Source organism: Glaciecola sp. SC05, from assembly GCF_041380235.1.
Classification (GTDB): Bacteria; Pseudomonadota; Gammaproteobacteria; order Enterobacterales; family Alteromonadaceae; genus Glaciecola.
In genome coordinates, this window is sequence record NZ_JBGIYY010000016.1 from 39,641 (window position 1) to 54,138 (window position 14,498).

General features: G+C 43.2%; 11 protein-coding genes. 1 reads left to right on the top strand and 10 read right to left on the bottom strand.

Going from position 1 to position 14,498, the window contains the following annotated elements; translation table 11 throughout:
* Positions 1–37: 37 nt before the first annotated feature.
* The gene (locus AB9H30_RS14465; RefSeq protein WP_371195410.1) at positions 38–1,345 is read left to right on the top strand and encodes an amidohydrolase; all 1,308 of its coding nucleotides are present in this window, start codon (positions 38–40) and stop codon (positions 1,343–1,345) included.
* Between the two features lie 54 nt (positions 1,346–1,399).
* On the opposite strand, the gene AB9H30_RS14470 is transcribed toward AB9H30_RS14465, so the two are convergent.
* The 10 genes from AB9H30_RS14470 to nqrF form a co-directional block, all read right to left on the bottom strand.
* Complete coding sequence (locus AB9H30_RS14470) at positions 1,400–1,918, bottom strand: GNAT family N-acetyltransferase (protein ID WP_371195411.1); 519 nt, start codon at positions 1,916–1,918, stop codon at positions 1,400–1,402.
* Positions 1,894–2,742 carry an MBL fold metallo-hydrolase gene (locus tag AB9H30_RS14475; RefSeq protein ID WP_371195412.1) on the bottom strand — a complete coding sequence of 283 codons (849 nt, stop codon included), beginning with the start codon at positions 2,740–2,742 and terminating at the stop codon, positions 1,894–1,896. Before AB9H30_RS14475 ends, AB9H30_RS14470 begins: the two co-directional genes overlap by 25 nt.
* Positions 2,743–2,789: 47 nt before the next feature.
* Positions 2,790–3,014 (bottom strand): DUF1653 domain-containing protein, encoded by a 225-nt coding sequence (locus tag AB9H30_RS14480; protein ID WP_371195413.1) that lies wholly within the window; start codon positions 3,012–3,014, stop codon positions 2,790–2,792.
* 163 nt (positions 3,015–3,177) lie between these two features.
* Positions 3,178–4,743 carry a leucyl aminopeptidase family protein gene (locus AB9H30_RS14485; protein ID WP_371195414.1) on the bottom strand — a complete coding sequence of 522 codons (1,566 nt, stop codon included), beginning with the start codon at positions 4,741–4,743 and terminating at the stop codon, positions 3,178–3,180.
* Positions 4,744–4,877: 134 nt separating this feature from the next.
* A complete protein-coding gene (dinB, locus tag AB9H30_RS14490) occupies positions 4,878–5,939 on the bottom strand; it encodes a DNA polymerase IV (protein WP_371195415.1) in 1,062 nt (353 codons plus the stop codon).
* 5 nt (positions 5,940–5,944) lie between these two features.
* Positions 5,945–7,759, bottom strand: coding sequence for an EAL domain-containing protein (locus tag AB9H30_RS14495; protein ID WP_371195416.1), 1,815 nt, complete (start codon positions 7,757–7,759; stop codon positions 5,945–5,947).
* Positions 7,759–11,580: a response regulator gene (locus AB9H30_RS14500; protein WP_371195417.1), complete on the bottom strand. Its 3,822-nt coding sequence runs from the start codon at positions 11,578–11,580 to the stop codon at positions 7,759–7,761. The genes AB9H30_RS14495 and AB9H30_RS14500 overlap by 1 nt, the downstream gene beginning before the upstream one ends.
* 308 nt (positions 11,581–11,888) lie before the next feature.
* Positions 11,889–12,122, bottom strand: a complete 234-nt coding sequence (gene nqrM, locus AB9H30_RS14505; protein WP_371195418.1) for a (Na+)-NQR maturation NqrM — start codon at positions 12,120–12,122, stop codon at positions 11,889–11,891.
* A 20-nt stretch (positions 12,123–12,142) separates the two neighbouring features.
* The gene (locus AB9H30_RS14510; RefSeq protein ID WP_371195419.1) at positions 12,143–13,180 is read right to left on the bottom strand and encodes an FAD:protein FMN transferase; all 1,038 of its coding nucleotides are present in this window, start codon (positions 13,178–13,180) and stop codon (positions 12,143–12,145) included.
* Between the two features lie 71 nt (positions 13,181–13,251).
* A complete protein-coding gene (gene nqrF / locus AB9H30_RS14515) occupies positions 13,252–14,484 on the bottom strand; it encodes an NADH:ubiquinone reductase (Na(+)-transporting) subunit F (protein WP_371195420.1) in 1,233 nt (410 codons plus the stop codon).
* Between the last annotated feature and the right edge of the window lie 14 nt (positions 14,485–14,498).

Consider the following 14,498-nt stretch of genomic DNA (forward strand, 5'->3'; position numbering starts at 1 on the left):
TACGGCCATATCTATCTAACAAGCTATGGGAATATTTATGAAACTATCGGCTATCGCCTTTGGCATATTAAGCACTAGTCTTTTACTAAGCAGTTCGTTTACGCACGCTGATACTGAGCAAGCAGTCACTATTTCCCATGAATTAGAACAAAAAGTGATTGAGTGGCGTCGCGATCTGCACCAACATCCTGAATTGAGTAATCGTGAGTTTCGCACCGCTAAGGTGATTGCCGCACATTTAGAAGAACTCGGTTTAGAAGTGCAAACCGGTATTGCTTATACCGGTGTCGTGGGCGTATTGCGAGGTGCAAAACCCGGCCCAACGGTCGCCCTGCGCGCAGATATGGATGCACTTCCTGTGGTCGAACAAACCGATGTTCCGTTTAAATCCACAGCTGTCTCTGAATATAGAGGTAAAGAAGTTGGGGTCATGCATGCCTGTGGTCACGATTTACACATGGCTATGTTAATGGGAGCGGCTGAAAAGCTCAGCGCTATGAAAGCAGACATCGAGGGCACCATTGTGTTTATCTTTCAGCCCGCTGAAGAAGGCGCGCCCGGAGATGAAGAAGGCGGCGCTGAACTCATGCTAAAAGAAGGCCTGTTTACCCAGCATCAGCCTGAAGCTGTATTTGGTATACATGTTTGGTCTGCTGGCACTGTGGGTCACATCGGCTACAGAGAAGGCCCACTTATGGCATCTTCTGATCAATTCTCTATTACGGTAAAAGGCACCCAAACCCATGGTTCACGACCTTGGGGAGGCGTCGATCCGATTGTTGCAGCGGGCCAAATTATAAGCAATACGCAAACCATTGTGAGTCGCCAAATTGATATTACAAAAGCCCCCGCTGTAGTGAGCTTTGGGATTGTCGAAGGCGGCGTGCGCAACAACATCATTCCAGATGAAGTCTATTTAGAAGGCACCATCCGTAATTTCGACATGGACAATCGCGCGCAAATATTTGAAAAGCTAAAAACCACTGCTGAAATGACCGCTAAAGCAACTGGGGCGCAGGCTCATGTACATATTGACGAAGGCTATCCGGTCACCGTTAACGATATTGCACTTACCCAAAAAATGCTGCCAACGATTAAACGTGTGGCCGGAGACGACAAGGTACACGTCAATGCACTGGTTACCGGCGCTGAGGACTTTTCTTTCTTTGCATTAGAAGTACCCGGACTGTTTGTATTTTTGGGGATCACACCTGAGGGGCAAGATCCTGTGACAGCGCCAAGCAATCACTCACCGTTCTTCTATGCTGATGAACAAGCGCTTAAAACAGGCACTGAGCTTTACGTCAATTGGGCAGTGGATTATGCAAAGCTATCGGCACTTTAGCAGTCCCTGCCAGTAGATGCGCCGTCGCCTTACTTTATGAATGACATTAGATGACTAGTAATCTAATGTCATAAACGTACAGTCAGGAACATAAGCAATGCCCTTTGGATACGGCGCAGGAACAAAGCCTAGATTTTCATAGCTAGTTTTCGCGCCTACATTCTCATCGTAAACAAATAAAGAGACTGACTGAATCGCATGCTGCTGTGAAGCCAGCTCCATCAAACGATTAATCAAAATATAAGATAAGCCTTTTCTACGATGTTGCGGCGCAATTATTAAGCGCCCAAGATGAGCTCGTTTTGACCAAATTTGAATTTGCCCAAAGCCAAGTAATTCCTCTTGCTGATGCACATTCTTAACGAGGGAAAATGACTCATAGTTGTTGGTGTGTAGCGATATCTCAAGCTCAGCGGGGTTTGAGGCAGGCTTTAATGATGGTCCCGCCCAATGCACAAAGTTTTCAGCTTGTCTTACCCATGAAAGTAAAGGCACATAATGATGCGCCTTACTCGGTTCTAAACGCATAGAGCCTTGGGTTTTCGAGTTTACTGGTACAGCGTTTTTATCCATCTTTCCTCTGTGATAAAGCGCCATGCCCAACTATCCCATTTCTCAGGCAAGCCAGCATCTAACACCGCTTGCTCGCTCAAGCCTGCTGCTTTTTGAGATTGCACAAAAGCATTGGTTTCTTTGATCATATCAACAAAGCGCTGTAGATCTGCTTTATTTGCTAGCACGCCGTGTCCAGGGATGACCTTTGTATCATCATCTATTTTGCCAAGCAGGGTCTCAACCGATTGAATATAGCCATTCACGCTGCCGCCCGCGCCCAAGTCAATATATGGAAACATGTTGTTAAAAAACAGGTCGCCTGTATGCAGGACATCGGGTTGCTCAAACCACACCGCACTGTCGCCATCGGTATGACCGCCAGCTAGGTGAAATACGTGGATAGTTTCATTGTTCAAATGAAACTTAACGCCGTCTTGATAAGTGACAACAGGCAGCATTGCAGGATTCACATCGTCACCAGACGCAAGGCGTATTCTGACATTTTCATGGGCAAAAATTGTCACCCCTTTGTTTTCGGCAAAAAATGCGTTTGAACCAGTGTGGTCGCCATGATAATGCGTATTGATCACAAAGCGTTTGGGCGCATCGCTCAGGGCCGTAATCGCCGTGGTGATTTTTTGTGCCAATGGTGCATATTGATCATCGATCATGAGCACACCATCATCTCCAGCAGAAACGCCGATATTGCCACCAGCACCCACTAACATATGTACTGAGCCGCCAACATGAGTGGTGCTAATTTCAACATCGTCAAATTGATTTTGGGCGGCGCTAGAAAAGGCCAGAGCAGCTAACATGCTACTCAATACTAATTTCTTCATGATTATTCCTAAGGTAAGTTGCTTTTTCTTATTGTAGCTAACATTGTTTAATCGCCTACATAGGCAAATCGCATGACTTTTTTGCTCAAATATTCAATTTCTTCAAAAAACATATCATAGGGCCTAACCCACATGTGCTGTTCACCGTCGTTATTATCGTAAAGAGGCTTGTAAAGCACCAGTTTCTCTTCAGTTTCACTGTGAAACACGACATCAAACACCTCATAGTAGGGCCCTTTATAATGCTGATATTTGCCTTTTTTGAACTGCATGTTGATTATTTATCCTTTAACTATCATCTCAAACATCTACTGCACTGACCACGAGCCAATAAATATTTAATACTTATGCGATATCACCTGCTAATAACCATAGAACACCACGTACAATAAAAACAGCCTTGGCACAAAATAATCACCCACAGCTTTGGTCAAGTTACTTCACTCTTGGCAATATATAGCTGGCCGCAAAGGCCGCCACCGCGGCAGCCGTTGGTTTGCCATGCTGCCAATCTAAGTTTTCAACTGCCGAACCGGCAATATCAACATGGGTATAGGCAATAGGTTTATCGTGTTGCGCTCCGTGTTTGTCTAGGCCTGAAGCAATGCTCAAATAAGCCATAGGAAATTGATGGCCCCTTACAGTTCCCACTGAGGGTGCATTGTTCGAAGATAGGACGTCGTCGGCTTTTGTTCGCGGTTGAATAAAATTGTAGTCTTCTCTGCGTAGCTTTGACTGCTCACAAGGATCCGACCATAGGTGACCAGCGGCGATTAAATTGCTGCTCACATTTTGATCAATCGCAGCCTGATTCTCGACGAGAGCCGAATATGGACCAAACGCAATAGCGGCATGCCCTGTTAGCGTAGCGAACGAAAACACCTGTGGATTTTCATCGAGCTGGGCTTGTTCTCGCATATGCGAGAGTATATCAGTAAGCACCATTCGCCCTTCGGCATCAGTATTTCCTATTCTTACGCGAACACCAGCATGAGAAGTAATAATTTCGTCAGGTACATAAGCATCTGCTCCGATACTGTTACGAACCGCGGCAATACTAGCAACCACTCTAATCCCTGCAGGTTTCAACAATGCTAGTACCCGCATAATGCCTGCTACTGCCGCCGCTCCGCCTTTATCTCTGCTCATTCCGGCCATATGTCCGTTCACTTTTAGATCAGCGCCGCCGGTATCAAAAGTAATCCCTTTACCGGCTAAATATAGCGTTTGTTGAATAGGCCCGGCTCCTTGATATGTCAGGTGAATCAGACGTGGATGATGTCTTTCAACATCAAGGGATGCTCGCGCCACGGCATGCATGCACGGATACTCTTTCAATAAAAATTGCGGATCATCTACAACATCTATGGAAACGGGGGTGCCTTTGAATGCCTTATTGCAATAATCAGCAAATCCGATTGGCGCCATGCGCTCTGGCTCTGTACCGCATAAATCTCGAGCTAATCGCTTACCGCTCTCAATCGCGCTAAGCATCTTTGTCGCTTGGGCATCTAAGCCCCACAATGCGATACTCTGTACCGGTTCAATCTCGTCTTCAATCAACGCTTCGCGAGCTTCAAGTGGCTGCCATAATTGTTGGCAAACACCCAAATAAATATTCTCTAACGCATGCGTATATTCAGCTTTCTTATGTTTAGGCCAATTTTGTATATCTAACACTATCAGTGGATGCATAGCATCAAGCTCAAGTAAATGCTGCGCAATCACTTTGCCAATATCAAAAAAGCGCCTGACATCGTCGTAATCGCGATCAAGCTGACCAACTGGAACATGCAAACATCTGCCGCTTGGAACGGACTTAGAAGAGACTACAGAGGCTTTAGTGCCTACTCTTGGATCATATTGCTGAGATTCTAACAATGCTTCAGACAATTGTGGAAACACAGATACTTGCAGAGAAGGGCTTACCACGACGGTTAAGTCACGGTCGCCAGATGAAGAACTGAGGTCTGTGCAGACCCTTAGTGTTGGAAAAGCCATACTAATCCCCTTTATTGAGCGCTACTTATCGCGCATGTTAATGTCGCGTCCACCTTATAGTAGTACACAGTACTTAAATTGACATCTTAGAAAACTCGACTGTTAATGCGGATGCGCTACATAGAGACAAATCGCTATTTCCAATCAAACTCGAGCTGGGCTTCGTCTTCTTTAGGATCTTTTAAACCAACTTGCACGCCCAATAATCTGACCTCTTTGCCCTCACCGCGCAGCAAAGCATCGTGTAATAATGATAACAGGACCTCAGCGTCTATTTTATCGTGCTTTACTTCTTTTGTAGTTTGCTGAAAATCATGAAACTTTACCTTCACACCTATTTTGTCAATTCCTCTGCTCTGAATGTATTTATGTGCTCTGAGCATAACTTCCGGAATCAATTTATCGGTCAGATACTCAGCTAATTCAGACTCCTGCACTTGATTGACATTAAACGTACGCTCTACGCCTACCGATTTTCTGATGCGCGAGGTTTCTACCATGCGCGGATCATTGCCTTGACACTTTTGCCACAAAGAGCGGCCAAACTTACCAAATTTTTCGACAAGCTCGCTCTCGGGTAAAGCTTTTATATCTGCGCCTTTTAGAAGCCCTAACTGCTGTAGCTTCTCAAACGTCACCTTCCCTACACCGGGTATTTTATTGAGCGGCAACTGTTCAATAAATGCATCGACTTGGTCTGGAGTGACCACATATTGACCGTTTGGTTTATTCATATCAGACGCAATTTTAGCAATAAATTTGATTGGGGCGATACCGGCCGAGGCTGTGAGCCTCAGCTCTTTTTCAATTGTTTGTCTGATATCTTGTGCAATTAAGGTCGCAGAGCCTTTAAAAAGCTCACAGTCTGTTACATCTAAAAACGCTTCATCAAGTGAAAGGGGTTCGATCAAAGAGGTATAACGCGAAAAGATTTCGCGGATATGTTGACTGACCTCCTGATAGACCTGCATTCGACCAGGCACAATTATTAACTTAGGACATTTTCGTAAAGCGATTGATGAAGGCATTGCGCTGCGAACGCCATATTCGCGTGCAATATAATTACAGGTGGTCAGTACACCTCTATTCGCAGTTTTCCCGCCTACCGCCACAGGGTAGTTAGCAAGCTCAGGATTATCTCGAATCTCCACCGAGACATAAAATGCGTCCATGTCGACATGAACAATTTTACGCATGCGGCTCAATCAAGGTTAATCTTAAGCTTACTCAAAGGTTCAGGACGGTGTGATACATAGCCTTGATAATAGTCCACATCCATACCCCTAATAATCTCAAGTGCCGCGTCAGTTTCAACACACTCAGCAATAACTTTGATTTGCTTTGCTCTAGCGATACCCGCTATCGACTCAACCATCTTGCGATTAATTTCATCGTTTTCAATGTCTCGAACAAACATGCCGTCAATTTTTACAAAATCTACCGGAAGCTGTTTGAGATATTCATAAGAAGATGTACCGGTACCAAAGTCATCTAATGAAAACAAGCAACCAATCTTGCTAAGCTCTAACATTAGATCATGGGTAGCCTCTATTTTAGCAATGGCAGAAGTCTCGGTAATTTCAAAGCATAGGCGTTCAGGCGATACCTTATATTCTTCAATAAGTGAGCGGATTAGCATCACCGCATTGCTTTTAATAATAAACTCGCCTGATAAATTGATGGACACAATAATATCGTCAGGTAAATCTTTCATCACCATGAAGGTGTTTTTTAGTACCCATTTGTCAATTTCAGTGATCAGATGAAAGCGCTCAGCAACGGGAATAAAGTGACCGGGCGGTTTGACCTTCCCACTCTTATCTTTTAGACGCAATAATATCTCAATTTTTTTAGTATCTTGGGTTCCATTGGTGTGAATATGTTGGAAATAGAGAACAAATTGATTTTCATCTAGCGCTTGATGAATAAGCGGTATTACCTTCATTTGTTGCTGAGTTTTATCGATATAGGCTTTTGAGTAGTTATAAATAGATATTTCACCACCACCCTTACGTTTACTCTCAAAACACGTGCGTTCGGCAATACTTAAGAGATGCGATACCGAATCGATACCCTCATCAATCTCGACCACTGCCATGCTAATGGTGTGTCTAAAGGTTTCGTCATTCCACTCAAACTTATGGTTTTCGATGTTGTCTTTGATTTCATGCGCGCGTTTAATCGCCGCATCAAGGCTTGTAGTCTGTGACAGTACTGCAAACTCATCCCCACCCATCCGCGAGCAGATACAGGTGAAATCTAAAGAATGACGCATCAGTTCGGCTATTTGCCTGAGTAGTTCATCCCCAGCGATGTGCCCGCAGGTATCGTTGATGATTTTAAACTGGTCTAAATCGATAAAATATAAAAACCATCTAGTGTTGTTGTCATCTTGATTTTCCATAACTGATTTGAGTTCTTGTTCCATCGAGTTTCGATTGAACATTCGGGTCACAAAGTCATAGTTGGAAAGATAGGTAAGCTGGTCTTGTAAACGCCGGCGCTCATCTATTTCAAGTCTTAAATTTTTATTTACGGTCACCAGTTCAAGGGTGCGATCACGCACCTTTATTTCTAAGCTCTCATTTACACCTTCGAGCAGCAGATTAGCTTTATCAAGTGACTGCATTAATTGACTGATTCGGATATGAGTGCTTAAGCGGGCTATTAACTCTTCTGAACGAACAGGTTTCTTCACATAATCGACACCCCCGGCATCAAAGGCTTCCGAAATATCAGTGCCGCTAGCGGTTAGAAATAACACTGGGATATGCTTAAATCGATGGTCTTTCTTTATAATACGGCATACATCAATGCCTGATTGCTCTGGCATATTAATATCTAGGATAATAATATCAGGGATATTTCGTTCGAGGGCAGCAAGCGCTGATGCACCAGAATTAGCCACCATCAGCTTTGCACCAAGGGGCTGAAGAAACCCAGCAACAGCGTTAATATTGGTAGGATCATCATCTACCGTTAAAATCGTTTGTGAATGTAGCAAATTATCTGTCATTAGTTTTGACCCAAAATAGCCGTGAATTTTTCATAGTCATAATGTTCCAATGCCACAATTAATTCATTGATATGGCCACTATTTGCATTATCGTCTGCAATCATCTTTAATTCATTTACGAGTGAGGTTGGCACGAGTTCACTGTTGATTGTAAATCGTTTAACCTCAGCACATATTTCGGTCAACGAACGTTTGGCATCTAGCGACTTTTGAGGCGCTTTTTTATTGATAGCAATTAGGGCCTCGGCATCTAAGAGTGTGTTTTGCATCATTTCGCGTAAGGTATTCATGTGAGTGCTAGTTAAACCTTCACTTTGAGTGATTGCTTCAAGCTCTGTGCACAAGCCATGCATAGCAATAAAGCCCAAATTGCCGCTACTTCCTTTTAATGTATGTAAATCTCTTTGCAGCGTAGCGGAATCGTCAGGGCTCTGAGGCAATTCAAAAATTTTTCCGCGGTGTTGTGAACAATATAATTGAAGACCTTTAACATACATCTCCACTTGAGTAGATAAGCTCGGAGGGTGTTTCGTCCAATCCATCGTCAGCAGTGGAGTATCGGGCAGAATCACATTGACCGGCTCAATCTTAGCGTCCGACTGCAGCATAGTGTGTTGACTTAAATGTTCTGGACTTGCATTAAACCCTGAATGAAGCACCTGTTTAAGCTCGCCGCTGTCTACCGGCTTTGCTATGTGGTCATTCATCCCAACCGCAAGGCACTTTTCTCGATCACCCTTCAAGGCATTGGCGGTCATTGCAATAATAGGAATATCTTTATATCGCCAGCCGGCGTCTCCAGACCGAATTTTTTGTGTCGCTGCATAACCGTCTAATACTGGCATTTGGCAGTCCATCAGAATAAGCGTAAACGGTTGCTCAATATCACTCTGCTTAAGTTGCTCAATCGCGTCTTGACCATCGAGTGCGATATCATGTCTAAGCGAGTATTTTTGCATTAAACCTTGCGCCACTAGACGATTCACAGCATTGTCTTCTACCACCAGTACGCGATGATATGCTGGCCACTTTTGGTTTACAGTAGAAGCTTCTCTGGGCAAGGCATATAAACTTTTCTCAGTGATTGCCGCAGGCGACTGAACAGAGGACTCAGTGCTCGCAACCAATTTAATAGTATTGAATAAATCAATAGTGGAAACCGGTTTTAATAAATACCCATCCAAGCCCATAGACGCTAACTCTTTGCTACTCGCATTAAATGTCATTGAGCTGAGCATCAAGATTTTACATTGTTGAGCATTCGGTAACTGACGAAGGTCTTTGGTAAACGTTAAGCCATCGGTCTTGGGCATATTCATATCGGTGATCACCAAATCAAACTGTCTTTTTCGTTCAGCTACAATTTGCATCGCTAATTCGGGACTAATAGCAGCCTCACAGTGCATTCCCATATTCAGCAGTTGACTCGTCAATATATCTAAATTTATTTGATTGTCATCAACAATCAACACTTGCCAATTGCTTAAGTCTAAATCTGGGAGTTTTTTCTGCCTTACCATGCTTTTTGTGAGCTCTATATCAAAACTAAACCTGCTACCTTGGTGCAGAACGCTTTCAACGTTTATCGTACCTCCCATCAACTCACACAATCGTTTGCTTATTGCTAAGCCTAAACCGCTCCCCCCATAAATACGTGTAGTTGACGAGTCAACTTGTGAGAATGATTCAAACAGCTTGTCTATTTTATCTGCTGGTATGCCGATCCCAGTGTCGATAATGCTGCAAGACAATAAAGCGCGATTATTCGGCTTGTCTATTGTTTTTGCCTTTAGCACTACGTGACCGCTTTCGGTAAATTTAATGGCGTTGTTTAGCAAGTTTGTTAGAATTTGGCGAAGACGCAAAGGGTCGCCAATTAACATAGAGTGCTCGACTTTGGTAACATCAACCAACACTTCAATGCCCTTTTCTTCGCCTTTAAACGCAAGTGCTTTTGCAGTGTCTTCCAACAGTTCTTGAGGGTTAAAGTCGATTTCTTCGATTTCAAGCTTACCGGCTTCAACACGAGAAAAATCGAGAATGTCATTAATAATTGTCAGCAGGCTAGTTGCACTAGTTTTAGCCACGTTGAGCTTATTCATTTGATCTGCAGTAAGTGCGGTACTCATAACTAAATCAAGCATCCCAAGGACACCATTCATCGGTGTGCGGATCTCATGCGACATTCTGGCAAGAAACTCGCTTTTCGCTTTATTTGCGGCCTGAGCATCTATTGATGTTTGAATTAACGCGGCTTCATTTTCTCGTTGCTCTGTAATATCGCGAGAAATGCCGATGATCCCCATACCTTTTCCGTTTGCCAATGGTAAGGAAGACTTTTTGGTTTGATATAGGCGAGTTGAGCCTGTTTCTTGATTGGCCACTCGCTCTATAACGATAGTCTTACCGCTTGTTAACACCTCATCATCGGTTTTATCAAAAAATTGGATATCTTTTTTATGAGTGATCTCAGCGTCGGTAAAACCGATCACCTCTGATGCAGCCTTATTAAAAACCTTAAAAAAGGCATGGTTGCCACGTATATAGCGTTTCTCATCATCTTTGCAAAATATAGGATCTGGAATTGCATCAAATAAGCCTTGTAGCACAGCTTGCTCATTTGCGAGTTCGACCATGGTTTGATTCAATTGTTGAGTCCGCTCTTCAACCTCATGCTCTAAACTGTTAGCCGCTTTTTCTAATTTACGTTTTGCCGTATTGATCATAATTAGCAGGATTGCGCCTAAGCCAATAGCAATACAAACACTTAAAAGCAAAAGCCATAGTACGATTGACCTAGCACTATAGTAACTGGCTAATGCTTCTTGAATGTCAATTTCAGTGGTAATACCCATATTTAATTCTGCAGACCAACGCCAGGCGCCAATAACTAAGACACCTCTGTAATCGCGGTAACCTTGTGTATTTGTGTCGTGCTGGCGAGCAATTGCCGATCGAGCCATCAGCGTTAATCTATCGGTGGCTCGCTCTGCACTTGAGTTATACATCAGGTTAATACCAGGATCGTACAATTTCACATTGCTTATAGCCGACTGCCCTCGACCGATGAGGCCAATATCTTCGAGGGTTTCATTGAAGCGAGAATTAGTCGCCATTGTGCCCGTCTCATCAAACAAGTAAGTCTCACCACTTTCACCTATTCGTCCTAAAAACGCTGCCTTTGATAGCTGATCTTCAGCATCGTACAAGCCTGCCAATACGGCAATCGTATCGCCATTTTTGCGCACTGGCACCGTTATTAAAAGCAATGCTTGCGACGTGCCATTATCTAACTTAAAGGAAATAGGCGGAACAATAGAATGTGCGCTTAGCGCTTTTTGAAACACGTTTTGATGATATTCAACAATATCTATATTTTGAGTAATCTCTGCACTCGCCGTAGACACAACAACCTGCCCACTTTTAGAAAATAACAAAATACCCTGATTATTTTTAATGCGCTGTAATAAGCGTAATTCATCGACCAGTCTTGAAATCAATTCGGACGGGGCGCCATTTGCAGATGCAGTCTGTTGTTCAATAATATTTTGATTAAGTTGACTAATTGATGGACCAGCGGCAATTTGTTCAAGCATGCTCTGCTGACGGTTAACCCACTGAACAATACCATTTTCACTAGTTTCTAATACGACTTCTAATGAATCGCCAAAATCACTTAACACATATTGTTTGAGTTCTTTTAGTGAGTAAAATGTGGCTAAAAATGACAAGGCAATAAATATAGCAGCGAAGAACAACGCGTTGTAGAACGCATTGTTAATAAAAAGGCCATGCTGGGGCGAATTTGCCCTTTTGTTCATTGTGAGATTTGCTTTTAAAGATTGAGTTTGAGATCCAATGTATCCCTATAATCTTCAAATGTTAAGTGAGGATTTAAAATTTACTTTAAATCAGCCACCTTTTAAGGCAAAAGTGACGACCTAGGTAATCAGGCACAAACGCTCACGGATGTGTTGGCTGCACAGGGTTCACTACGTATGCTCGCTACTCTTAGTTAGGTACTCTTAGTTAGGTACTCGAGATACAGAATAACTGAACCTGTGAACATGTGCCTAGACCCGAAGACACCTGGCGTGAACAAAATTCATAAAGCAAAAGTCATCAGACTTTAGACTATTTGATTGCTTTTCCATTCTTTGAGCTTTTCTTGTCTTGCAGCTTCTCTTTCCATGCGCGATTTTTTTCGATCACAAGGCTCTGGGCAGTCACATGCTTTTTCGACACCTAAAGCTCCTAGACCACCACATGAGCCAGATATTGTCTTCTTTTGAAAAATATATCCTACCCCCATGGCCAAAACCATGAGTAAGAAAAAACCAAATGCTAAAATAAATGTGCTCAAATTAACCTCTTAATAGCTTGTTATTGCACTACCGTTACTTGCTGATTAAACGCGCTAGACCGATATTCTTCGAATTCGGCTCCCTCTTTCGTAATAAATAGTGCAGCAATACCCTCTTGCTCCGCTAGGGCTTTGCCTTTCTCTGGGCCCAATACAATCAGCGCAGTAGCCAACCCATCAGCCTCAATGCATGTTGGCGCAACAACGCTAACCGCTACTAAATTATGCTGTATCGGATGAGCGGTTTGCGGGTCGATCAAATGCGAAAATCGAACGCCATCTTCCTCAAAATAATTGCGATAATCACCCGAAGTGGCTATCGCGTTATCACCAATTGAAATTATACGCTGTACCACGCGCTCTGTGGTAATCGGTTTTTCTATGGCTAACAACCAGTCTTCGGAATTTAGCTTTTTACCTGAAGCGCGCATTTCTCCGCCTATTTCCACAAGATAATTGGAGTAACCCTGTTCACTGAGTATTAATGCCAACTGGTCAACAGCGTAACCTTTAGCGATAGTAGATAAGTCAATATAAACCGACTGATGACTTTTAAATACCGCATTGGAGTCGATGGTAAACTTGTCTAGCCCGACCACCGCTCTGGTATCTTCAATCTTCTGGGCACTAGGAATAACATCCGGTTTTTGGTCTGGACCAAAACCCCATAAATTGACCAAAGGCCCAACCGTAATATCTAGAGCGCCATCACTCAGTTCTGCCAATCTGAGCGCTTCGTGGATAACGGTTAAAGTCTCACCGCTCAGCAAAAAAGCTTGATTTGCAGGAGCCTTATTCAACAACGACAATTCTGAATCTGATATATAAGTCGACATCAACTGATTAATTTCTAACAAACGTTGTTCAACATCTGACTGCAATCGCAACAGGTCAATTTGTGCAGCATCTTTTTGTTGCACAAACTTTATGCTGTAAGTTGTGCCCATAGTGTTTCCGCTAAACGCTTTAATTTCTGCTGACTGCTTGACGCAGCCAGACAATAATACTATCGATAATACTAAGAGCGTTGAAACGTTGAACCTTACTTGGGATGCCATTAACCTGCTATTCCTATACATTGCTAAAGACAAAAAAGGGGCTTAAAGCCCCTTTTTATATATTCTATAAATTAGCCACCAAAATCATCTAACATAATGTTTTCGTCTTCAACACCCATATCTTTGAGCATGTTGATTACAGCCGCATTCATCATAGGGGGACCGCACATATAAAACTCACAATCTTCAGGTGCTGGATGATCTTTCAAATAATTCTCGAGCAATACGTTGTGGATAAACCCGGTATCACCTTCCCAATTATCTTCTGGCTGTGGATCAGAAAGTGCCACATACCATTTGAAGTTCTCATTCTCTGCCTGCAGCATGTCAAAATCTTCGACATAAAACATTTCACGTAACGAACGAGCGCCGTACCAGAAAGTGATTTTACGATCAGTTTTGATTCGACGCAGTTGATCGAAAATGTGTGAACGCATTGGCGCCATACCAGCACCACCGCCTACGAATACCATTTCGGCATCGGTTTCTTTCGCAAAGAATTCTCCAAATGGCCCAGAAATCGTGACTTTATCACCTTCTTTAAGGGACCATATAAATGAAGACATTTTTCCTGCAGGTAAACTAAGATTGTTTGGCGGCGGGGTAGCGATACGCACGTTCAACAAAATAATGCCGGCTTCTTCAGGATAGTTAGCCATAGAATAAGCACGAATCGTTTCTTCATCGCATTTTGACTCAACATTAAAGAACCCAAAACGCTCCCAATCTGGACGGTATTCTTCAGGGATGTCGAAGTCTTTATATTTTACATGGTGAGGTGGCGCTTCAATTTGAATGTACCCGCCTGCGCGGAAAGGTACGCTTTCACCATCAGGGATTTCAAGCTTAAGCTCTTTGATAAAGGTGGCTTCGTTGTTATTCGAAATAACTTTACAATCCCACTTTTTGATACCGAACACTTCTTCTGGCAGCTCAATTTTCATGTCTTGCTTAATCGCAACCTGACACGATAAACGACAACCTGTTTTAGCTTCGCGCTTAGTGATATGGTCAAGCTCGGTAGGTAAAATTTCGCCACCACCTTCTTTGATGTCAACACGACACTGGCCACATGAACCACCGCCGCCACATGCAGAAGATACGAAGATACCATAGTCTGCTAGTGCACCGAGTAGCTTGCCACCAGGAGACGCTCTGAACACCTTGTCTGGGTCGTTGTTTATCATTATTTGAACGTCGCCGCTTGGGACTAGCTTTGACTTGGCGAAGGTAATTATCAATACGAGTACTAATACAATCGCAATGAACATGCCTACGCCGAGATAAATTTCTATCTGATCCATCTTTTTGCTCCTAA

What these genes read in the sequence shown, in the direction of transcription:
- AB9H30_RS14510 (WP_371195419.1), bottom strand. Translation starts at nt 13,180, where the DNA reads ATGGCATCCCAAGTAAGGTTCAACGTTTCAACGCTCTTAGTATTATCG.
- dinB (WP_371195415.1), bottom strand. Translation starts at nt 5,939, where the DNA reads ATGCGTAAAATTGTTCATGTCGACATGGACGCATTTTATGTCTCGGTG.
- AB9H30_RS14475 (WP_371195412.1), bottom strand. Translation starts at nt 2,742, where the DNA reads ATGAAGAAATTAGTATTGAGTAGCATGTTAGCTGCTCTGGCCTTTTCT.
- nqrF (WP_371195420.1), bottom strand. Translation starts at nt 14,484, where the DNA reads ATGGATCAGATAGAAATTTATCTCGGCGTAGGCATGTTCATTGCGATT.
- AB9H30_RS14500 (WP_371195417.1), bottom strand. Translation starts at nt 11,580, where the DNA reads ATGAACAAAAGGGCAAATTCGCCCCAGCATGGCCTTTTTATTAACAAT.
- AB9H30_RS14465 (WP_371195410.1), top strand. Translation starts at nt 38, where the DNA reads ATGAAACTATCGGCTATCGCCTTTGGCATATTAAGCACTAGTCTTTTA.
- AB9H30_RS14470 (WP_371195411.1), bottom strand. Translation starts at nt 1,918, where the DNA reads ATGGATAAAAACGCTGTACCAGTAAACTCGAAAACCCAAGGCTCTATG.
- AB9H30_RS14495 (WP_371195416.1), bottom strand. Translation starts at nt 7,759, where the DNA reads ATGACAGATAATTTGCTACATTCACAAACGATTTTAACGGTAGATGAT.
- AB9H30_RS14480 (WP_371195413.1), bottom strand. Translation starts at nt 3,014, where the DNA reads ATGCAGTTCAAAAAAGGCAAATATCAGCATTATAAAGGGCCCTACTAT.
- AB9H30_RS14485 (WP_371195414.1), bottom strand. Translation starts at nt 4,743, where the DNA reads ATGGCTTTTCCAACACTAAGGGTCTGCACAGACCTCAGTTCTTCATCT.